The 19,842-nt window shown below is 60.2% G+C and carries 22 protein-coding genes; 5 read left to right on the top strand and 17 right to left on the bottom strand.

Going from position 1 to position 19,842, the window contains the following annotated elements; genetic code table 11:
- Positions 1-2: 2 nt before the first annotated feature.
- The 3 genes from MN186_RS15910 to MN186_RS15900 all read left to right on the top strand — a co-directional run bounded on the left by MN186_RS15910 (position 3) and on the right by MN186_RS15900 (position 4,443).
- Positions 3-2,003, top strand: a complete 2,001-nt coding sequence (locus tag MN186_RS15910; RefSeq protein ID WP_242115806.1) for a type IV secretory system conjugative DNA transfer family protein — start codon at positions 3-5, stop codon at positions 2,001-2,003.
- Positions 2,004-2,240: 237 nt separating this feature from the next.
- On the top strand, positions 2,241-3,053 hold the full coding sequence (locus MN186_RS16580) for an ATP-binding protein (RefSeq protein WP_242115344.1): 813 nt from the start codon (positions 2,241-2,243) through the stop codon (positions 3,051-3,053).
- Between the two features lie 79 nt (positions 3,054-3,132).
- On the top strand, positions 3,133-4,443 hold the full coding sequence (locus MN186_RS15900) for a hypothetical protein (RefSeq protein ID WP_242115343.1): 1,311 nt from the start codon (positions 3,133-3,135) through the stop codon (positions 4,441-4,443).
- Positions 4,444-4,871: 428 nt separating this feature from the next.
- On the opposite strand, the gene MN186_RS15895 is transcribed toward MN186_RS15900, so the two are convergent.
- Entirely contained in the window at positions 4,872-5,123 is a 252-nt protein-coding gene (locus MN186_RS15895) for a DUF6552 family protein (protein ID WP_242115342.1), read from the bottom strand.
- A complete protein-coding gene (locus MN186_RS15890) occupies positions 5,113-5,817 on the bottom strand; it encodes an SDR family oxidoreductase (RefSeq protein WP_242115341.1) in 705 nt (234 codons plus the stop codon). The genes MN186_RS15895 and MN186_RS15890 overlap by 11 nt, the downstream gene beginning before the upstream one ends.
- A 98-nt stretch (positions 5,818-5,915) precedes the next feature.
- Between MN186_RS15890 and MN186_RS15885 the strand changes: the two genes are divergently transcribed.
- On the top strand, positions 5,916-6,794 hold the full coding sequence (locus MN186_RS15885; protein WP_242115340.1) for a LysR substrate-binding domain-containing protein: 879 nt from the start codon (positions 5,916-5,918) through the stop codon (positions 6,792-6,794).
- Positions 6,795-7,127: 333 nt separating this feature from the next.
- Positions 7,128-7,733, top strand: coding sequence for a hypothetical protein (locus tag MN186_RS15880; protein WP_242115339.1), 606 nt, complete (start codon positions 7,128-7,130; stop codon positions 7,731-7,733).
- Between the two features lie 162 nt (positions 7,734-7,895).
- On the opposite strand, the gene MN186_RS15875 is transcribed toward MN186_RS15880, so the two are convergent.
- The 15 genes from MN186_RS15875 to MN186_RS15805 form a co-directional block, all read right to left on the bottom strand.
- Entirely contained in the window at positions 7,896-8,579 is a 684-nt protein-coding gene (locus MN186_RS15875) for a UPF0149 family protein (RefSeq protein WP_073061664.1), read from the bottom strand.
- A gap of 173 nt (positions 8,580-8,752) precedes the next feature.
- Positions 8,753-9,829 (bottom strand): TrbL/VirB6 family protein, encoded by a 1,077-nt coding sequence (locus MN186_RS15870; protein WP_056037075.1) that lies wholly within the window; start codon positions 9,827-9,829, stop codon positions 8,753-8,755.
- A 12-nt stretch (positions 9,830-9,841) separates the two neighbouring features.
- Positions 9,842-10,252: a hypothetical protein gene (locus MN186_RS15865; RefSeq protein WP_108693660.1), complete on the bottom strand. Its 411-nt coding sequence runs from the start codon at positions 10,250-10,252 to the stop codon at positions 9,842-9,844.
- Positions 10,249-10,443: a DUF4177 domain-containing protein gene (locus MN186_RS15860; RefSeq protein WP_108693659.1), complete on the bottom strand. Its 195-nt coding sequence runs from the start codon at positions 10,441-10,443 to the stop codon at positions 10,249-10,251. Before MN186_RS15860 ends, MN186_RS15865 begins: the two co-directional genes overlap by 4 nt.
- The gene (locus MN186_RS15855) at positions 10,440-11,426 is read right to left on the bottom strand and encodes an ATPase, T2SS/T4P/T4SS family (protein WP_242115338.1); all 987 of its coding nucleotides are present in this window, start codon (positions 11,424-11,426) and stop codon (positions 10,440-10,442) included. Before MN186_RS15855 ends, MN186_RS15860 begins: the two co-directional genes overlap by 4 nt.
- Before the next feature lie 4 nt (positions 11,427-11,430).
- Complete coding sequence (locus tag MN186_RS15850; RefSeq protein ID WP_138578396.1) at positions 11,431-12,810, bottom strand: TraB/TrbI/VirB10 family type IV secretion system protein; 1,380 nt, start codon at positions 12,808-12,810, stop codon at positions 11,431-11,433.
- Positions 12,807-13,502 carry a TrbG/VirB9 family P-type conjugative transfer protein gene (locus MN186_RS15845; RefSeq protein ID WP_242115337.1) on the bottom strand — a complete coding sequence of 232 codons (696 nt, stop codon included), beginning with the start codon at positions 13,500-13,502 and terminating at the stop codon, positions 12,807-12,809. Before MN186_RS15845 ends, MN186_RS15850 begins: the two co-directional genes overlap by 4 nt.
- Position 13,503: 1 nt before the next feature.
- The gene (locus MN186_RS15840; protein WP_108693655.1) at positions 13,504-14,157 is read right to left on the bottom strand and encodes a VirB8 family type IV secretion system protein; all 654 of its coding nucleotides are present in this window, start codon (positions 14,155-14,157) and stop codon (positions 13,504-13,506) included.
- Between the two features lie 16 nt (positions 14,158-14,173).
- Positions 14,174-14,983: a type IV secretion system protein gene (locus MN186_RS15835; protein ID WP_108693662.1), complete on the bottom strand. Its 810-nt coding sequence runs from the start codon at positions 14,981-14,983 to the stop codon at positions 14,174-14,176.
- On the bottom strand, positions 14,983-16,137 hold the full coding sequence (locus tag MN186_RS15830) for a lytic transglycosylase domain-containing protein (protein ID WP_196778434.1): 1,155 nt from the start codon (positions 16,135-16,137) through the stop codon (positions 14,983-14,985). The genes MN186_RS15835 and MN186_RS15830 overlap by 1 nt, the downstream gene beginning before the upstream one ends.
- On the bottom strand, positions 16,127-16,294 hold the full coding sequence (locus MN186_RS15825; RefSeq protein WP_170317860.1) for a hypothetical protein: 168 nt from the start codon (positions 16,292-16,294) through the stop codon (positions 16,127-16,129). The genes MN186_RS15830 and MN186_RS15825 overlap by 11 nt, the downstream gene beginning before the upstream one ends.
- Positions 16,291-18,666, bottom strand: coding sequence for a VirB4 family type IV secretion/conjugal transfer ATPase (locus MN186_RS15820; RefSeq protein WP_242115336.1), 2,376 nt, complete (start codon positions 18,664-18,666; stop codon positions 16,291-16,293). Before MN186_RS15820 ends, MN186_RS15825 begins: the two co-directional genes overlap by 4 nt.
- Positions 18,656-18,934, bottom strand: coding sequence for a VirB3 family type IV secretion system protein (locus MN186_RS15815; protein WP_012187324.1), 279 nt, complete (start codon positions 18,932-18,934; stop codon positions 18,656-18,658). The genes MN186_RS15820 and MN186_RS15815 overlap by 11 nt, the downstream gene beginning before the upstream one ends.
- Positions 18,927-19,220: a TrbC/VirB2 family protein gene (locus tag MN186_RS15810; RefSeq protein WP_242115335.1), complete on the bottom strand. Its 294-nt coding sequence runs from the start codon at positions 19,218-19,220 to the stop codon at positions 18,927-18,929. Before MN186_RS15810 ends, MN186_RS15815 begins: the two co-directional genes overlap by 8 nt.
- Positions 19,217-19,837 (bottom strand): lytic transglycosylase domain-containing protein, encoded by a 621-nt coding sequence (locus tag MN186_RS15805; RefSeq protein WP_242115334.1) that lies wholly within the window; start codon positions 19,835-19,837, stop codon positions 19,217-19,219. Before MN186_RS15805 ends, MN186_RS15810 begins: the two co-directional genes overlap by 4 nt.
- Positions 19,838-19,842: the final 5 nt, after the last annotated feature.

Raw genomic sequence — 19,842 nt, 5'->3', positions numbered from 1 at the left:
CCATGGGAAAGGCGCGGATCGCGACCGGTGTCTTGTTGGTAACGCTGGTGACCGCCGCCATGGGTTATACCATCGCCTCGGCGGTGCTGACCTACCAGGATCTTGGGTTTGGGGCCGAGATCGACTTTGCTTATATCGCGCAGAACTACATGGCGATCCTCGATCGCCGCCCGGAGGCCGCGCAACTTATTCACCTGATCATCGGCAGCTTCGCCGCCGCCGGCCTGATGCTGAGCCTCGCCCTCTCGGGGTCCGCCCTGACACGGTTTGGCCAGACCCATTGGCAGACCGCGCGCGAGATGAAGGCCAATGGCTTCTTCGGGGCGCCGGGCACCGGGTTCATCCTCGGCAAGCTGGGGCCGCCGGGCTCCCGCGCCAATTACATTTGCTCCAAGGTCTTCCCCCATGCGCTGATCGTGGCCCCCACGGGCCGTGGCAAAACCACGGGCTTTGTCATTCCGAACCTGCTGACCTGGCAGGGCTCTGCCGTGACGCTCGATGTGAAGGGCGAATGCTTCGAGGCGACGGCCCGGCACCGCGCAGCCCAAGGCGACAAGGTCTATCGCTTTGCCCCCACCGATTGGGAGGGCAGGCGCACGCATCGCTACAACCCGCTCCTGCGCATCTATCAACTGAAAGATCCCGCGCGCCAGCAGATGGAATTGCAGCTTCTTGCGACGCTCTTCCTGCAGAGCGACAATGACCGGGTGCAGGGGCTCCTCAAAGGCGGGATCGATCTCTTCGTGGCGGCAGGGCTCTTGGCCTTCCAGCGCAAGCGTCCCACCTTGGGCGAGATCTACCGCATCGCGGCCTCGGGCGGGAATAAGCAGAAGGAGTATTTCGCGCGGGGCCATGAGGTCGACAACAGGGCGGCCAAGCTGATCTTCACGCGGCTCGCTTCGACCAATAACGACACGCTGACCTCCTATGTCTCGCTCCTGATGACCTCGGGGCTCGACCAATGGCAGAACCCGGCCATCGATGAAGCGACGGCGGTGTCGGACTTTGACTTCCGGACTATCCGCAAGAAGCCTTTTTCGGTCTATCTCGTGGTCCAGCCGCTGATGGTGAAGCCGCTCGCGCCGCTGATCCGGCTGTTTTTCTCCGACCTGCTCTCGGCCATGCAGGAAAAGGACCCCGGGCCGGATGAGCCCTGGCCGGTGATGATCATGCTCGACGAGTTCAATCGTCTCGGCAAAATGCCCATCGTGGTCGAAAGCATCGAGACGCTGCGCACCTATCGTGGTCACCTCGCCGTTGTCACCCAAACCATCCCCGCCCTCGATGAAATCTACGGCGAAAACACCCGCCGCGCCTTGCAGGGGAATGCGGGCGTGAAGCTCTACCTGACGCCCTCCGATGAAAAAACCGTCGAGGAGCTGAGCAAGGCGGTCGGCAAGACCACGAAGACCGTCATCACGCGCTCCCAGTCTATCGGCAAGAACCCCTTTGAAGGGCGCAGCCAGTCGACCCGGACCGAAGAAAGCTCTCTCCTGCCCGAGGATGAGGCGCGCCGCCTACCGCTCGACGAGATCGTCATGGTCATCGATGCGCAGATGCCGGTCCGTGCAAAGCGGATTCAGTATTTTGACGACCGGCTGTTCAAGGCGATCCACGCGGCGCAGACGGGTGAATTGCCGTTTCCAGAGCCGGGGGGAGGGGGGGCGCAAGGCACGCTGCCGCTGAGTGTGCGCGCCATGCCTATGACGCCGCCGTCGGATGGGCCAGGGGGAACAGAAGCCGATGTGGAGAGGGCGAGCCAGGCTGGCGATGGTCAACCGTCAGGCCAAGCCGACGCCGCTCCAAAGAAGACCGCGCCTGTCGTTCAAGCCGTCATCGCCGAGGAACAGCGCCAGATGGAGATGGATTTTGGCAGCGGCGTCGTGGATTCTGAAGCTGCGAGCGTAGCTGATGAGGCGCAGATGCGCTCTGCAGTCGATGGCTTGGACGAAATGGAAGCGATGCTGCGAGAGGAGGATGGTGAAAGGCTGGTTGCGCGATAGGGTGGCGGACATCGCCTGTTTGTCGGGGAGGGCGGATTGCCGACTTTCGCTGCGGATGCAGCGATCACTCTGTCCTGGTCCGGAAGCGGACATACAACAGGCGCACTGGTAAAGTACTTTCATGATGATGTATGCGTCGACTGCAACAATCCATAAAAACCAGATCGATGACGTCACGTCGCATTCGCAATTTTTATTGAACAGGCTAAGGTAGATCTCAACAGGGAGACGAGATTGGTGGCAACCGCAAAGCAACTCATTGGACTCTTGAAGAGTCACGTTGAGGGGAACGAAGAACGATTCTTCGATCTCGCGCTTCAGCTTGCGTCGGCGGAGGAGCAAAAGGGCCATACTCGTCTGGCCGAACAGCTTCGTCAGTGGGTTGAAGCGGGGCAGACGCCAAAGTCGCAATCTCCAACCCCAACATTGATCGCCAAGCCACGGGGCGAATTGGCATCGATCATTGGGGCTGCCTATCCAGAAACCAGGCTGAATGATCTCATCCTACCAGAAGCTGTGTCGTCGGAGCTTGAGCAACTCGTTGTCGAGTTCCGCAAACGCGACATCTTGGAGAAACATGGGCTGACACCACGGCAACGTGTTCTTCTTGCGGGACCCCCAGGCACAGGAAAGACGATGAGCGCCTCGGCATTGGCGGGTGAGCTAAGGCTCCCACTTTATTCCGCGTTGTTGCACGGGCTGATATCAAAGTTCATGGGGGAGACGGCCTCCAAACTGAATGCAATATTCGAAGCAGTAAGGACCCAACGAGGGGTCTACCTATTCGATGAGATCGATGCCCTTGCCGCCACCAGAGACGGTGACAATGACGTTGGTGAAGCGCGGCGAACGCTAAAACCAAAAACGTTAGATCTGCGTCATTTTGGCTTCACAGCAGGCGCCAAAACAAACGCATCTTCAAAAATAGGCCAGCCAATTTCTATTCGCCACCTACCCTTCAAAAGAAAGAAAGAAAAAGACTGTCTTCCGGCGCTTTGCGTCGGCCGGCCGGATGGCCGAAATGCTCTCGCCATGCTTGTAACCCATTGACTGGCTGTCGCCTAAGGTGTTGATGCTGTAACTGTCATTGCCCCCAATTCATTTCACCCAGAGAGCAGAAGAAACACCCATGAACGAAAAGGCGCTCAATCGGTCCATTGACCTTGTCATGAAGGAAACGGGTCTGTTGCACCCTGAAGAGATCACCAGGCTGACCAATGTAGAGATCTTGAGATGTCCTGGTGTTGGACGGAAGTCATATACTGCAATACGTGAGATCTATCCATTCGACGAAGAAGCAGTGGAACAGATGAAGGCGGCTGCTCTTAATGAGAAGCTGGACCCTATACGACAGAAGCTGTCAGCACACCCTGCTCGCGTCCATTTAGATCTTGGAAGCATTCATGACGTAGTGGCTGCCCGCATTCAAAGAGGCAATCTCCTTATCAGAATGCAGGGCCATAAAGAGCTCTTACCGATCTGGCTGACCTGGTCGCCGGAGGTTGGTGAGGCTGAAATTCCAGAAGGAGACGGATTTGGCACCGTCCCTGAAGAAGGCCTCATCAGGCTGGGTGTCAGCTTCCCACATTTGCTCGGGGTTCACCGCGTTAAATTCATGAATTTCCGGAACGATGATGATTACTGGTCCGCAGAGCTTCAAATCACCACCGACGATGCAACGTTTCGCATCGTCCTTTTTGGCGACGAGGAGGCGCCGGATGGCCGCGCCGAGGAGCCTGAGTATTCCGAGACCATGTCCTTCAGAGATGAAATCAATGAGGATCCGGAGCTCGCAGACCTTCATAAAGAAATAGGGAAGGCCTGGATTGCTGTAGACGATGCACTGCGGGCCGGATCCGCAAATGCAGCCCTGAATGCTTTTTCCCCCGCAATCAGCCAGATTGAGATTCTGATGAGGAATGTGGTCTCCCGTGCTGAGGCAAGAGAGGCCACATTGATTGATGAGCCTTTCGGCCTCACCTATGCTGATCTCCCTCCGTTAGACTATGACATCAATGATGATTTGATCTTTGAGTGGTCGTCATTTTTCCCAAGCTGGACAGGCCCACTTGCTCTCATAGGCCGTATCCTCCGAGTGCTTCTTGAGGAGAGAGATCTCACAGGCGTGGGACAGGCGTGTGCTCACTTCCTCAAGCTGGATAAAAACCTCATACCAAGGCTCCATGATGGACTGGCGACATGTGAGGCAATCGCCCACGAGATAGAGAGCATCCACACAGACCTTAAAGCTGCCGGTGAGAGCGGCAGCCTTCGCAAGGAGATTGTGGCCCGTGTCGATGACAGCTTCCCAGATGATGAGGGCATGGCGCGTCGGGCTATCAAGCGCTGGATTGATGTCAGAGTATCCGAGGGAGAAATGCTTGCGGTTAGAAGTCGCCAAGGCCAGGTTATTCGTCTGAAAGAGCCGGCCTCAGTGTGACGCCAAGAGAGGTTTCTTTCTGTCTTTCTTTCCAAAGGGGCTGCCAGAAGAAAGATAGAAAGAGGGGATCAGATCTCCATGGGGAGTTCCTCTGCCGCTGCCGCTTGAAGCGCTTCGAGCTTTTCATTTCTGCGCGCCATGGTTTCGTGCCATTCTTGGGCTTCACGGTCTCTGAAGAAGTTCGCGTCTGGTGCCAGACGGATATCCTCGCGGCTGTCGTCCGGCTTTCCGGTTTGACGCACAGCGCAGCGAATGACCGCAAATCGGGCTGCTACCGCAGCGTCTTATGGGGAGGTCGAAGGTCCGGAATGGGCCGGGAGCGACGGCCAAAGTCCAACCCGAACGAGCGTTCCCGCCGCGCTGCCGCAGGTCCGCTTCGAGCCCAAAAGAACTGATGCTGCGCGACCCCCGAATGGCAGCTTTCGATCTTAGCCGCTTACCATACCGGTAATCATTGCGCCTAGCGCGACAAGATGGACGAGCATGAGCGCCTTGTCATTCCATAGTGCACCGACGGCGAACCACCCCACGACACCGACGAGAAACAGGTAGAGGTTCCAAGGTGTCCAACCAAACCCGGTGGCAGTGTATCCCATGATCTGAATGGCGGATGCGCCCCACTTGACCGCGAAGATAAGGCGCTCGCGCGGTTGTACTAGGGCCAAGGTATCAGACGGCACGGGTCAATCCTCCGTCTAGACGCAGGTTTTGTCCCGTCATGTAGCTGCCATCTTCCGACGCGAGCCATGAGATGAGAGAGGACACCTCTGACGCGAAACCATAGCGTCCCATGGGAATACGCGCCTTGCGGTCTTCGGTTTCAGGCAAGCTGTCTATGAAGCCCGGAAGGACGTTGTTCATGCGGATATTCTCAGGCGCATACTTGTCCGAGTAGAGCTTTGTGAATGCGGCAAGCCCGGCTCGGAAAACGCCGGAGGTTGGAAAAAGCGGGTCGGGTTCGAAAGCCGCAAAGGTTGAGATGTTGATGATTGCCCCTCCGCCATGCTCCTGCATCACGGGTGTGACCAGCCTTGTCGGACGGATCACGTTCATCAGGTAGACTTCCATTCCTTGATGCCATTCGTCGTCGCTGATCTCGAGGACCGGCCCCTTTGGTCCGTGACCGGCAGAGTTCACCAATACATCAATACGGCCCCAACGATCCTTCGCACCCTCGACCAATGCGTTCAGCGCTTCTCCATCAAGATTAGAGCCCGTTACTCCAAAGCCGCCAAGTTCGTTGCCGAGCGCTTCGCCCTTGCCGGACGAAGACAGGATGCCAACTTTGAAGCCATCGTCCGCCAATTTGCGGGCTGCATCCGCACCCATGCCGCTTCCGCCGGCCGTGATAAGAGCTACTTTTTCTACTGTCATTTCGAGCATCCTTTCTTGGTTGACCCGAATATGATGATTTCTTGAACAAACTTCGATTCAGAATTGATGTTGTATGGCAGTAGAAATACTGTTGCAGAATGACTGAACTTCCCCCGCTCAACAGTTTGCGTGCTTTTGATGCAGCAGGCCGCCGCCTAAGTTTCCGCTCAGCCGCTGATGAATTGGGTGTTACGCAAGGGGCCGTTGCGCAACAGGTGCGCCAGCTCGAAGCGCATCTTGATGTGGTCTTGTTCGAACGGGTACCGAAGGGCCTGGCATTTACGCCGGTCGGGCGCAGCTATCACAACCGAATTACTGGAGTATTCGCAGACCTTCGGGCTGCAACTGCCGAATTGAAACCAGAGCCGAAAAAAGTTCTCATCAGTGTCACACCGACCTTTGCCGCGAAATGGCTGATCCCCAATCTACCGGACTTCACCGCAGCACACCCGGATATCGATTTGCGGATCGTGGCGACCGAAAGAGTTTCCAGCTTCCAAAGCGACGGGATAGACCTTGCAGTGCGCCAGGGATCGCCGCCGTTTGGCGCATCACTGGACGTAACGCTCTTGTTCAGGCAATCGCTGATCGCGGTCGCCGCGCCGAAGTTTGGGGACAAGGGTGACACTCCTCTTTATCCAGCAACCCTTGCCAAACAACCGAAGATCCATGACACCCACAACCAATGGCCCAGCTATCTTGCGCATTTGGGTGTAAAGGACCAGTCGCCTCGGCACCTTCGTCTGAGCCAAACGTCTCTTGCGGTCGATGCAGCCATCGCCGGACAAGGTTTGGCCTTGGTAAGCCGGTTTCTGGTGGCTCATGACCTTGAGGCAGGACGTTTGGTTGAGGTTGGTGCAGCTTGGGAGGTGGGCGGAAGTGATTTCTATGTCCTCATGCCGCGAACAGCCAAAAACAACGAGACCGTCATCAGTGTCGTAACGTGGCTTAAGGCGCGCTCAGCTGAAGATACCTGACCGCCTTGACACATGAGCGGCCATTCAGATCATTTGGACGAACGGCAGCAAGGTCCGCTCTGCCGACCTTCACCCTCCGAAAATGCTGCGCGATGGACGAATGACCGGTTCGACGAAGCTGCGCCGCAGCGCCCGGCTAAGAAGCGAACGGCAGCAACGGGCCGTCCTCGAGGGCAAGGGCCCACTACCCGAAAGCGGATGCTGCGGCGACCCTAACCTCCACCAATTACCCTTGTGCGAAGATCACGAGTTTGCCATTCGGGTTCCAATCAGTTGCCAAACGTCAAATGGTGCTTAGTTTTGAATTGATCAAGCCATCGTAGGAGAGCATCTTTGGATTGGGAAAGAGTTAACTCATGGACTTCAACTCTTTACACCATTCTGTATGCTCTGGAACAGGCGAGGAATGATCACTTTTCAAAGAAGGATAGCTTGACCGCCACTGTGCATGCTTGTGGCGATTGGGTCGATCCCGTTTGTTCGTTCTCGTCGCCACTTCTAGAAGAGGAATTTGGGAATTCCGTGATCACCTTTCGAAGGGATCCCACAGCTCACTTCAAGTCAAACGCTCAGAACACTGTCAAGATGCTGTTGCAGGACCTCGTAGTCATATTTGATGAAATGATGACCGAGGCGTTATCGGAGTTATCAGTGGGTGCCGGAGGTTACCCACAAAGCAAGGTAGAGAAGCTCTATACATTCGTGGAGCCCGAATACGAATGGTCCCGAGATGCATGTCTGGAGATGATTGCCGTTCGGAACGTGCTTTGTCACTCTGGCGGCCGTTGGAATGAACGGTCAATCAAAATAGTAGATGGGTTTGTGAGCCCACCACCGAGACCTGGTGATCGACTGCAAATCGGAACGCCCATGCTCTTTCGATATCGGAAAGCTGTGCGCACATTCCTGAATGAAGTGAAGAAATCGTTTCCCAAGTAAGACCGCGTCGCCTCAGAGAGGTCATCGTCACGATGCTTACTTCGAAACCCCTTCGTCCTACCGAAAAGGCGTCCGCGAAGGTCGGCTACCTCTAGCCGCATCGCAGCAACGTAGTTCTCTAGACAACGTCCGCATTGGGCCGTGAGAGACTTGGGCGATCGGTCAGTTCCGACCGCAACATTGCTTGTATTTGCGGCCCGACCCACAGGAGCATGGGTCGTTCCGCCCGGGCCGGGGACCGGCGTTGAACGGCATCTCGGAACGATTTGCGGGCTCCATGCGGGAAAGCTCGGGACGAGACTGATAGAGTATCGTCGCAACGCAGTTCGGGATCAGATTGGGTGCTTCAAGGTCGATTTCGTCGATCTCCTCATCCGTGAACTTGCTGTGGCCAGTGTATATTTCCTGAAGCGCCATCAAGAAGATCATCGTCGTCCGCGTCTCTTCGTCGGCCTGAGCGAGCAGTCGATCCCAAGCATCCGGTCTTAGCCCCATAGCGCGAGTGAAGCCATCGATCCAAGGCTCCCACATCACCTCATCACTGTTGGGGTCAACCTCGTAGATGGGTTCGATCCAAGGTGAGCGGGTCATCGCCTCCGCAACCGAGTTGTAGTGAGCCATGACCGCACCGACCGTGGCTTCGGCGGTTTTCTGATCGGGAAAATTTGCCTCACCTGTCTCTCCCCAGACATGGGACATCCATTCCGAGGGCGGGATCATATCCGGGCAGGCAAGAACACCGACTACGTAGCCATCAAGTTCACTGAGCGTCATGGGCATGTTCTCGATGGGCAGCGCATGCAACAGCGCGCTGAGACGCTCGAGTTCCTGATCGGACTGGTCCATAAATACCTCCCGGTGTTGCTCGGAATTTTTTACTCTGCGCGACGCCAACCCGCAATCCGCGCGAAGCCTGCTTCAAGCTCGGACAGGAAGATTGCTGCAGGCACCCCGAATGTCCGCAGTGGTGAAGCCGCGACGTAGCATCAGATCGTCGCGCCAACGTCTGCAAAGGGCCGTCACCGTCGCCCAAGCCGTCCCAGTCTCGCCAGCTGCGCCAGCATTTTTGATCCCGAGTCTGCGGATCCTGTGCCGCCTCCGGAACCCGTCTGTCCCATGCCTTGCCGCACTGGCATTTGCTGTACGCCAAAGAACTGCCGCGCCCTGAGGGCTGCGTATTCTGCGCCACTGGCCCCGCCGATGAGGTAGCGATTGTAGGCCTGCTGGCTTCCCATGGCGGCGCGGGCAAAGCTGTAGCCGCCGCCGAGGCCACCGGAGAGGGCGGGCATCATGATGTTGCCGGAGATCGCGCGGACGATGAAGGGCGTGGCGATAATGAAGCCCTTGGCCATGAGCACCATCATGAAGAAGGGGATGAGCGCGCCGATGTTTGAGGCTCCTTCGGGATCGCCTAGTTCACCGATGAGCGCGGAGGAAACGCCTGTGATCGTTGCGAACACGCCTGCGACGACGATGGGGTATAGCGCAAAGGAGATCAGCGCGGACAGCCAGCGCGCGAAATAATCCTTGGTGACCTCGAAGAGGGTCAGGAAAATCATCACCGGGGCGATCCCGATCAGAAGCGCGATCATCAGTCGGGAGGCCACGAGGATGAAGGCGGCCAGTCCGCCGAGGATTGAGAGCAGAAGCACACCGACGATGTCAAGCATGGCGCCAGCCATCCAGTTCAGCTCGGACCCGGCAGCGTTTAGATAGTCGCCCAGCTCCGCGATCAGCCGGTCGAATTCCTCCGCGAAGGTGCCTGAAGGGCCCGGGCTGCCGCCGCCGACGGAGGCCACGAGCGCGCCCGCGATACTGTCGATCCCATAGAGAATGGCAGATGAGAACGCGTTGAACTGCATCCAGTTGGTCGCGAATATCCCGATGAGCCCGATCTTGACCGCGAGCCAGAAGGCTGTGTGCCCATCCATGGCCCGGTATTGATAGATCATGTTGATTCCGACGAGGATCACCACCAACGTTGTCCCCAAAACCAGGAGCGTGCCGACCGTTGCCGCAACCGCACCAAACTGGGTCTCAGCGGCGGTGTCGAGATAGGCCTGGGAGGTTTCAACGAAGTAGGTGACGACACTCATCGCGGGATTGCCTTACCAATTGCCTGCGGCGTCGCAGATGGCCTTGGCGGCAGTTCGGGCGGCGTTGGCGCGGCGATTGTAGCCTTCCGAGGCTTCGAGCATTTCCCACCGTTCGTCGCTCGCGTAGCTCTCCCGAAACATCGCCTCGGCCGCGTCCCAGGACGGGAACCGGGTCGCGCAGTCGCAGTTGCCGATCTCGACGACCCGCTCGAGGTTCTGGGCGCGATAGATGTCCTGAACCAGAACCCGCTGATAGGCTTGGCGCAGGGGGATCTCCTGCATCCAGACGGGCTCGGCGGGCCGGTCCGGACAGACGTCAAAGCTGCGATCGAGGGTTGGCACTAGGTCGCGCTCGGCAACGGCGAAGGCAGGCGTCAGGCTTAGGGCCAGTGCGGCCAAGGCGAGGTGCTGCGCCTGCCTCATGCCGTGGCTCCAGCGGGTGTGGTTTCGCGTTTCAGGAAAACGGTGTGCCCGATATTGGCGAATTCCGAAGTGCTGATCGACACCACCTCCCACCCGTCTGCGCCCTTCTCGTTCAGGCTGGCCTGCATGTCGGCAAGGCTGGTTTTGCGGGTCATGGGAAAGGACAAGATATCGTATTCAAAGGTCTTCATGAGGAAGTTCCAATCTCAGTTGCGCCGGGGAGGTAGAATTCGGTGATGCCGCGTTTGCCGTCATGGCGGCCGGCCTGGATGATCACATCGATGGAATTTTCGATGTACTGGATCATGTCGGCATAGGTCATCGGGATTTCGGTCTTGAGTGCCGCGATCGCGAGCCGCTGCACGGCGAGTTGCGGGGTTTCGGCATGCAGTGTGGTCATGGACCCGCCATGGCCGGTGTTGATGGCTTCCAGAAAGGTCATGGCCTCCTTGCCGCGCACCTCGCCTAGGATGATCCGGTCGGGGCGCATGCGCAGCGTGGCGGTGAGAAGCACATCGGCGGTCTGGAATTCCGCGTCACGATTGGCGATGAGGGTCACGGCATTTGGCTGGGTCGGTAAAAGCTCGGCCGCTTCTTCGATGGTCACGATGCGTTCCTCGGCCGGTACGTGAGAGAGGATCTTGCGCGCGGCGACGGTCTTGCCGGTGGAGGTGCCACCCGAGACGATCATGTTGAGTTTATTCTCGACGCAGAAGGCAAGCGCATCATCGATCAATCCGGCAGCCACCACGGCGCGCAAGGCGCGCTTCTTTTCCACGCGCAGGTCTTCGAGCTTGCGCTCTTTTCCGTAGAGGAAATCGAGCGCAATGCCCTCGAGTGGCAGGCTCGAGAAGAACCGCAGGCTGATCGACATGGCCGAGAGCACGGCGGGCGGGGTGATGACCTGCGCGCGGATCGGGCGCCCCTTGTAGGTGATCGAAACCGAGACGATGGGGCGGTCCTTGCTCATCGTGGTATTGGCCGATGAGGCGATCTGGTTGCCGAGGTCCCTGACCTGAACGCCGGTCAGCCTCTGGTCTAGCGCGCGCATGAAGTGATCGCCCTGGAATTCGCCCCAACAGGTCCCGTCGGGATTGATGCAGATCTCGATGACGTCGTCGCGAGCGGCGGCGTTGATCCGGTCGAGCGAGGTTTCGAGATAGCTCAGAGACATGGGCTCAGAATACCTCCAGATCGCGGTCGACCATGACCGTGACGCGGGCGCCCTGGTCGACATAGATGACGGGGCCGATGGAGAGGTAATCGCCTATGACGCTGTCCGTGGCATCTGCCAGATCATCGCCAACGTCTTCGAGAGCGTCGGCGGCAGTCTCATCCTGGACTTCGGAGGCGGCGGCACTGGGTGCTGCGGAGATCAGCGAGATCAGGGCGGCCGACCCGAAACGCTCGGCGAAGCGTGTGTCCACGAAGCCGGTGACGCCAGAACGGCCCAGTTCATCACCTCCGAAGGAGCTGATCTGGACGGTCTGGTTGTCGGGCAGGATGATCCGGTCCCAGGCGATCGTGACGCGGCGCTGCGCGATATCGACGCCAGCGCGGTAGCGCCCGACGAGACGGGATCCGCGGGGGATCAAGAGGCGCACGCCATCGACGCTGTAGACATCCTCGGACACCACGGCACGGGTCTGGCCGGGCAGGGAGCTGTCAAGGGCGGTTTCCATGACGGCCTGGATCATGGTGCCCTGTAGAATCGTGTTGGAGGGATTGGCGATCACCTCGGCCTGCGTCACCGTCGAGGGCAGCGCCCCGTTCAGCACGAAATCCGTCACCTCGCCAAAAGTGCGTTCGGTCAGAGCCGTTTCATTCGCTCCGGACGTGCCGCCAAACGCGATGGTGGGCGAGGCGATGCGCCGCTCCTGGAAGGCGCGTTCCTCCGCGGCGCGGCGCTCCAGATCGGCCATGCGCCGGGCTTCTTCCTCCCGGCGCAGTCGCTCTTGTTCGCGTGCGCGCAACTCATCTTCCGTGGGGCCCGCTGGGGCAGGTTGGGGTCGGCTGGCCTCGAGTTGGGCCAGTTCCAGATCCATGCGGAGTTGCTCAAGGCTGCGATCCCGTGCCGTCAGTTCATCCTGAAATCGTTGCTGTGCGGCTTCAGAGGCGGCTTGCAGCGCAGCGATCTGGGCGGTCAGCGCGTCAATAGCCTCTGCGGCGGCGGTGTCTTCCTCGACGACCGGTTCGGGGGCGTTGCGCAATTCCTCGATCTGAGCCTGCAGCGCGGTGATCTGCGCCAGAAGCTCCGCGTTGGGCTCGACGGGGTCCGGTCCGACAAACACAACCTCGGGCTCGGGCGGGGGCAAGGTCTCGATAGCGCCAAAGCCGTCCCCCTCGTTTTGGAAGACGTCCGGAGTGGCCGTCGGCAAGGCTTCCTCTTCGTCGGGCTGTGAGAGGAGATAGAGCAGGGCACCACCTGCGCCGATGACGAGGACCACGATCAGCGCGAGAAGGGGCGACCGGCGCTGCGACGCCGTGGGGGCGCGGGCACTGCCTTTCTCAAGGGCGGCGAGGCGTTTTTCCAGCTCGGTGTTCTCTGTATCGCTCATGAGGTCACCTCCGCGGGCGGGATCGCCTCGATGCAGACCACCTCTTCGCCAAGTCGCAGGACCCATTGGCGGTTTACGCCGCTGACGCGGATCACACCGTCCTCAGGGGTTTGCGTGTTGACCGTGCGTTCACGGCCGCCCGCGTAGCGGAAGATCGCTGGCACAGGTGCGTTTCTTGGAAAGGCGAAATACGTGAACGTCCCGTCATCCCAGATGCGGGTTGGCGTGAACTCGGTCCGCGCGCTGGCACCGTAGTTGTAGTTCGGCGCTTGGGCCGCGATGGCCCGGGTCGGGCGCGCAGCGTCGTCTGGATAGCGGAACTGCACCACGTAGAAGGTTGGGCTGCGGACCTCCTCGACGTTGAAATAGTAGCTGCGCCTGTTCGTGTAGACCGTCACATTGGTATGGACGCCGCGCGCGACGGGCTTGATTGCAAATGCCTGACCGCCCGGGACGCCGTCGATCTCGAAGCCCTCGGTGTCGCCCGCGATGATCGAGCGGATGCTTTCACCCTCTCCAAACTCGATGGTGGTGACATGGGTGAGCGAGACGCTGAGGCGGTAGACCTGGCCTTCCTGGTAGGTGGCCAGCCGCACACGACTGTCATTTGGACCACCGCGCGGGATCGCTTCGGCAAAGGCAAGGCCGGGCAGCAAAATAAATATGGCAGCAACAAAGAACCTATTGATCAAACTAGTTCTCCAATCTGTCGGAGCGGATGGAATATTCGAGCACGGTAAACCCAAACGGATTGGTCCAGACCTCGTCGATGGAGCGACGGGTTTCGGGGCGGAACTCGAAGAGAAGCGTGGCGGTGAAGAGCCCGGTCTGGGTGCCGTTGATGGAGGTCAGCCGCTTGCGCAAGCGCACGGTGGCGCGGTTGGTGCCGATGCGACTGATGCTCAGGATTTCCACGTCGAGCCGGGCATTGGGGCCATAGACGGTCGGCGGATAGTTTTCATTTGCGCTGTTCCATATCTGGCGCAGCCTGCTCTCGGCGGCCCCGTCCGAGCGGCGCAGGACGCTGCGGATGCGCAGATCGTTATCGAGCTGATTGTAGATCTCCCGGTCGGTCACATAGCGGAAGACCTCCGCCTCGATGATCGCCTGGTTGGCGGTCACCGAGGAAGCGCCCACCGAGGCCTCGGGGAGTGCAAAGCCGGTGGCGGGATCATAGGGGACAACGACGGGGGGCGGATCGACATCGAGGATCGAGACAGCCGCGGCACTCAGACAGCCGATGATGCCGAAGACAAGGCCTATCAGGCCAAGACGCTGCCAAAGCCGTTCACGGCGCAGGGCACCGTAGACCAGCTCTTCCTCGATGATCTCTTGTTCACTCGCCACGCGTCACACCCCGCACTCACTCGGCCCGCAGCTCGGGCAGCGTGAAATCCATGAAGCGCTGCTCCTCGGCGATGGTGGCGGCATCGATCACGCCGCCGGTGCCATCGCCCACCGTTTGAATCGCTTCCAGCTGCCACATCGCCACGAGGGCGATGGCCAATTCAGCTGTCACGCGCGTGTTGAGATCGACGCTTTGCTTGAGTTCTTCCATGTCGTCGATGAGCCCGACGAGGCGGTCTACCCGCTCGAGCGATTGGCCGGCATCTTCATAGCTGTTCTGGGCGGCGGCTGAGACGAGTGCGCCGGTTGTGGCCTGCGTGGCCACACGGTTGGCCCCGGGATTGCCGCTGGTGGCCATTTCCGAGAGCGTGTCTTCATCGAAGCCGAGATCGGCCAGCACCCGGTCCATCTGGGTTTCGATTTCGCCTGCGCCGGAGCCCGAGAGGCCCGAGAAATCCCCAGTCTTGATCGCCTCAATCGTGGCTAGGATGTCCCCGAACTCCTGGTCGAGCAGACCGTTCAACTCGTCTTCCATTTCCGTCCGGATGATTTCGGGAAGCTCGGCAAGTCGGGTGAGCGCTTCATAGGTTCTTTGCAGCTCCGCGAGTTGATCCGTGAGAAGGCCGAGCTGTTCACGGAGCTGCGTCAGCTGCTCGTTTTGCAGGATCTCGTCTTCGATCATCTGCCGTAGCTGCTGGATGTTTTGCGCGATGTTCTGGGTATCGACGACGGGCACGCCTTGCGCGAGGGCAGGGGATAGGGCGCCAAGATGCAGACCAACCCCAAGTGTCGTGGCCAAAGCTGTCCTCAAGAGCAGATGTCCCATCATTCAATCTCCCTGATCGTAAAATCCATGAACGCGCCTTCGGCCATGCGGGCGCTGGCCTGGGCCAGCTCCTCGGCAGAAAGGACGCGGGTTCGTGCCGCCTGAAGCCGGATGCGTGCAGCGACGAGGCGCACGAGTTCGGCGCGGGCATAGGTGTTGAGTGCGATGCTTTCCTGCACATCCTCGGTCTCGGAAATCCGTTCGACGATATCGCGGATGCGCATGGCGGCTTGCCTGATCGCGGCGGGTGAGTTGCTGCCATAAAAGGCCGCGCCGTGCCCAGTGAGCGAGAGGTTGGCATTGGCCAGAAGCGCGGGGTCGATCGTGCCAAGCGCTTCGATCCCGCCAATACGGGTCAAATAGAGGTTATAGCGTTCGGGGATCACCTGGACGTAGTGCTGGGTCTCGCGGAAGGGTGGCACGCCGCCATACTCGAAAACCCGGCCGGGTCCGGCGTTATAGGCCGCAAGGGCGTTGATGATGTTGCCATCGAAGGTGTTGAGCTGTGTCGCGAGATAGCGTGCACCGCCATGCACCTGCAGGTAGGGGCTGTCATAGTATTCCGGATTGATGCCCAGATCGCTGGCGGTACCGGGCATGATCTGGGTGAGGCCAAAGGCGCCGACGGGTGAGCGGGCGCCAATCGTGAACCGGCTTTCCTGCCAGATGAGCGCCTGTAGGAGTGCGCGCCATTGGACCGGGGAGAGGCCCGCGCGGCCAACGCCGGCAAAGCCGCTGGTCTCCTGAGCCACGCGGATAATGAGCTGCTCGATGTTTTCCGCCGCATCCCCGAACATCTGCGCACCGCCGGGATTGGGATCAATGTCACCCGTGCCATAGACCGCCTCGACAGAGCGGGCTGGATCGCCACTGCCGCTTTCCAGGCCCGAGACCATCGCCGGCAGTCCTTGACCGCCGAAGCTGGTTTGGGCATCGAGGATGCGTTGCAGGGTTTCCAGCTGCTCCCGTTCGATCTCGGCGATGAGTTCGCGCACGGCAAGCTTGTCCGCCTGAACAGCCAAGTCTGCCTCGCGATCGCCGGTCTCGACGATGTCACGCGCGGTCAGCCCACTGTCATTGGTCGGCACGCCTTGAGACAAGGCGAGACCGGGCAGCAGGCAAAACGCCAGGATATGAGGCAGGCTAGACTTCAATGTCGCCCTCCGGGGTGCCAAGGGGCGTGAAGTCACAATCAGGCGCGACAGGTGCTGTGGACGCAAGGAATGTGAAGCAGTTCGCCTGCGGCTCCCGGTACTGGGTGCAGGAGGCCAGTGCGCCGAGCGCAGCCAAAGCGACAAGAATACGGATCATGAAAGCCTCCAAAAATCTGGGCGGTCGCGGTAATCGGAGCCGACAAGCGCTTCGCCCTTTTCCATGCCGCCAAGGATGGTGAGATTGGGTCCAAGCGCGCTCAGATCGGCATCGACGACGATCGAGCCCTGATCGTCGCGGATCAGCGCCAAACGGCTGTTGCTGCCCGTGTTGAGAAGGACGTCGAGCTCCTTCTCCGTGAGGTTCAGCATGGCGTAATCCGCAGGCTGCGCGCGGATATTGGGCAGCAGGATCTGCGTCGGAACGGCTTCGACGATGGTCTTGCCGGTCCGGGTGCGCTCAAGCTGGCTGGCATATTGCGTCATCATCACCGCGACGGTGTTCTGCTTGCGCGCAGTCACGAGCCAGTTCGACAACCGTTCGGCGAAATATGCGTTGTCGAGCGCCTTCCAGGCCTCGTCGATCACGATGATGGTGGGGCGGCGGTCCTCGATCTCGCGCTCGACCCGGCGGAAAAGATAGGACAGGACCGCCATCCGTTCCTTGTCGGCCTCGCTGTCGAGAATGCCGGTCAGATCGAAGCCCACGACATCGCCCTTGAGCGAGAACGTGTCCTCGAGGCTCTGCCCGAAGATCCAGCCGTAGCGGCCGTCTTCGGTCCACTCGAGCAGGCGCTGGTGCAGATCGCCGCCATCATCGGTGGACACAAAAAGCGATGCGAAATCCCGCCAGTTCCGCAGTGCCGGATTGGTGGCCTGGGCATTCTGGCGCACGACCTCCTGGATGCGGTTGGTCTGCGCCGGGGTCAGGGGCTTGTCGGCGCGGTAGAGAAGCGTCGCGAGCCAGTCCGAGAGCCAGGCCGTGCCGCGCGCATCGGTCTCGGTCCAGAGCGGGTTGAGGCCTGTGGGCTGACCGGCGTTCAGGGACGCGTAGCGCCCGCCACCCGCGCGGACCGCCATCTCCATACCAAGACGGTAATCGAAGACGAAGATCCGCGCCCCTGCGCGACGGGCTTGGGTCATCAGAAAGGCCGAAAGCACCGATTTGCCCGACCCGGGCCGCCCCATGATCAGGGTATGGCCGCTGGTCGGTTCTTTGTCGGGCGATCCCTGCTCGTGATAGGAAAATCGGTAGGCGCTTTGCTCGGGCGTAGGCAGATAGGTGATGACCCGGCCCCAGGGGGTAAGTGCTGCGGGTTTGCCGAGCTGCGTTCGGTGGAAGGCCGCGAAATCCGCGAAGTTGCGATTGGTGACGGCGCTGGCACGCACGCGCTTGGGCTGGTTGCCGGGATGCTGGCTGAGGTAATGGGCCTTTGCGGCGACCCGCTCACCGATCATCTTCACGCCTTCGGTCGCGGCGGCGTTCACGATTTCGGCGCTGAGCGTCTGCAGCTCATCCAGCGTTTCGCAGAAGAGCGTCACGACCATATGGTGTTCGCCGAAGCTTTGGCGCTTGGCCTCGAGATCATCGGCGGCGATATCGAGGGCTTCCAGGAGCGAGAGGGCCGCGTCCTGGCTGGCCTGCATCTGGCGCTTTTGCCGTTTGATGCGGCCCGCCATGAGGTTCGAATTGATCGGCGTGAAGGAGTGCGTCACGATCATGTCGACCGGCAGGTTCAGCATGTCGAACATGGTGCAGGAGGTGCCTTCCGAGTATTCCCCGATGGTGAAACTCTTGCCGTAGCGATGCCCCACGACGCCTTCGGAAAGCTCGAAATGATCGCCATGAAACGTCACGCGGGTATTGGCGACGTTGAAGGACAAAAAGCCGTAGGTGTTTGCCGGATAAAGCGGCAGCTCGGTGCCCGTGTTGAGAGCCCCCAGAAACCCCACCAACTCCCCCGATGCGGCCGACAGCAAGCGCGGTTTGAGCTCGGCGAGGCCAGACAGAAAGACGTTCACGGCCTCGCCCAGGCGCTGCTGGCGTTTGCGGGTCTCTTCTCTCAGGCGGTCCGGCGCGCTGCGGCTGAGGAACGGCAAGAGGCTTTTCGGGGGCGGGCGGTGAATGACGGTGAGCGTCAGTGTCTTGTCGCGAAGCCCGCTGGTTTCGAGTTTGGCGCGCCAGCGTCGGTCCACCTCGCCTGCGAAGCTGTCCTCACGAATTGGGTCGAGATCTGGTTTGATGGCCTTGGAGACCTTGTGGACGTAATAGCTGAATTCCGGCCCGAGCTGCGCGACGATGCGGGCAAAAAGTGCCGTCACCTTGTCGAGATAGGCATCGTCGGTCGTGTAGCTGTTGATCCCCTCGAGCCGGATGCACCGGAAGAGTTCGTTCACCCGGGTCCGCACGGTCTGGTCGTCGACGAGGCTCACATAGGGCAGCATATGCGCGAGGCGGGTCTCGCGCGCATACCAGTCCGGCGTCATTGTGCGGGGGGCGAGCGCAGCATCACGGGCGTCATCACGGGGCATAGCTGTCCCCGCCATGGATGCTGCGGTTTCGCGTGGGTGGCGTTTCCTGCAGCGCCGTCATCATCACGTCGATGAAACGCGGGTCCCAATCTGCGGCCTTCCACAGCACCGGATAAAGAAGGGCGGCCACGCCCAGCACCGCGATGTGCTGGACCCAGACGAACAAGAGCACCGAGCCAAAGAGCCAGACCATCGCGTACATGATGGGCAGGCCCAGAAGCTTCGGCGGGCGCACGAGGCCGAGAAAGAGAGGCGCGCGCTCAGCCACCGGCAAAGACCGCAGCAACGATCGTCGGGGCAGCCGCGACACCGGCAATGCCGACGAGAACCCAGAGCGCCTGGCGCAGGTCGATGATGTTGAAGAACCAGCTGAGGAAAACGCCGAGGACCGCGAGTGTGGCGATGACAACGCCGAGTGGGCCGGTCAGCGCATCGACAATACCCTGCAACAAGCTCTGGATCGGGGAGAGATCGATGCTCTGTGCAAGGGCGGGTTCGGCAATCAGCAGGAATAGCACCAGCGAGGCGACAAAGTGGGTTGAAATCTGTTTCATGAATTTGATCCTTCCAATCGGGCCACGACGGCCATGACGCGGGCCACGTGGTTCTGGGTTTCTCGGTAGGGGGGAACGCTGCCATACTGGCGGACCGCATCGGGTCCGGCGTTGTAGGCAGCCAGCGCCAGGTGCGGATCGCCGAACGTCTCCAGCATCATCGCGAGGTAGCGGGCGGAGCCGTCAAGGTTCTGCAGCGGATCACGCGGGTCGACGCCCAGATCACGCGCAGTTGCTGGCATCAATTGACCAAGGCCAATGGCACCCGCACTTGAAATCGCATCCTGCCGGTAGGCGCTCTCAACCTCGATATTGGCGCGGTAGAGAGCCAGCCAATCCCTCACGGAGAGCTCTGCGCGCCGCAGGCCCGGATGGCCGGCATAGCGCAGGGCCGTTGCCTCGATGCCTAAGAGAACGTCTGCGCGGGGCAGGGGTGCTGGCTGGGCGAGTGCCGCAAACCTCAGCGCGTCAGGTTCGGAAGCTGCTTCAGTCTCGCCAAGAATGGCCAAACCATCGGACGCCGATCCCTGACCAATGCCGTCATTGTAGTTCCGGGCAAAACCGCTCTGAGAGCGGGAGGGGGTCAGAGAGCCGTCGCTCTCCATGACCAGGACCATCTGTG

It is taken from the genome of Aliiroseovarius sediminis (genome assembly GCF_022678485.1).
In the GTDB taxonomy this organism is placed as follows: Bacteria; Pseudomonadota; Alphaproteobacteria; order Rhodobacterales; family Rhodobacteraceae; genus Aliiroseovarius; species Aliiroseovarius sediminis.
The sequence above is the reverse complement of the archived record's forward strand: the minus strand, read 5'-3'. Positions and strand labels throughout refer to the sequence as shown.

What these genes read in the sequence shown, in the direction of transcription:
- MN186_RS15910 (WP_242115806.1), top strand. Translation starts at nt 3, where the DNA reads ATGGGAAAGGCGCGGATCGCGACCGGTGTCTTGTTGGTAACGCTGGTG.
- MN186_RS15900 (WP_242115343.1), top strand. Translation starts at nt 3,133, where the DNA reads ATGAACGAAAAGGCGCTCAATCGGTCCATTGACCTTGTCATGAAGGAA.
- MN186_RS15890 (WP_242115341.1), bottom strand. Translation starts at nt 5,817, where the DNA reads ATGACAGTAGAAAAAGTAGCTCTTATCACGGCCGGCGGAAGCGGCATG.
- MN186_RS15885 (WP_242115340.1), top strand. Translation starts at nt 5,916, where the DNA reads ATGACTGAACTTCCCCCGCTCAACAGTTTGCGTGCTTTTGATGCAGCA.
- MN186_RS15875 (WP_073061664.1), bottom strand. Translation starts at nt 8,579, where the DNA reads ATGGACCAGTCCGATCAGGAACTCGAGCGTCTCAGCGCGCTGTTGCAT.
- MN186_RS15870 (WP_056037075.1), bottom strand. Translation starts at nt 9,829, where the DNA reads ATGAGTGTCGTCACCTACTTCGTTGAAACCTCCCAGGCCTATCTCGAC.
- MN186_RS15865 (WP_108693660.1), bottom strand. Translation starts at nt 10,252, where the DNA reads ATGAGGCAGGCGCAGCACCTCGCCTTGGCCGCACTGGCCCTAAGCCTG.
- MN186_RS15860 (WP_108693659.1), bottom strand. Translation starts at nt 10,443, where the DNA reads ATGAAGACCTTTGAATACGATATCTTGTCCTTTCCCATGACCCGCAAA.
- MN186_RS15855 (WP_242115338.1), bottom strand. Translation starts at nt 11,426, where the DNA reads ATGTCTCTGAGCTATCTCGAAACCTCGCTCGACCGGATCAACGCCGCC.
- MN186_RS15850 (WP_138578396.1), bottom strand. Translation starts at nt 12,810, where the DNA reads ATGAGCGATACAGAGAACACCGAGCTGGAAAAACGCCTCGCCGCCCTT.
- MN186_RS15835 (WP_108693662.1), bottom strand. Translation starts at nt 14,983, where the DNA reads ATGGGACATCTGCTCTTGAGGACAGCTTTGGCCACGACACTTGGGGTT.
- MN186_RS15825 (WP_170317860.1), bottom strand. Translation starts at nt 16,294, where the DNA reads ATGATCCGTATTCTTGTCGCTTTGGCTGCGCTCGGCGCACTGGCCTCC.
- MN186_RS15820 (WP_242115336.1), bottom strand. Translation starts at nt 18,666, where the DNA reads ATGCCCCGTGATGACGCCCGTGATGCTGCGCTCGCCCCCCGCACAATG.
- MN186_RS15810 (WP_242115335.1), bottom strand. Translation starts at nt 19,220, where the DNA reads ATGAAACAGATTTCAACCCACTTTGTCGCCTCGCTGGTGCTATTCCTG.
- MN186_RS15805 (WP_242115334.1), bottom strand. Translation starts at nt 19,837, where the DNA reads ATGGTCCTGGTCATGGAGAGCGACGGCTCTCTGACCCCCTCCCGCTCT.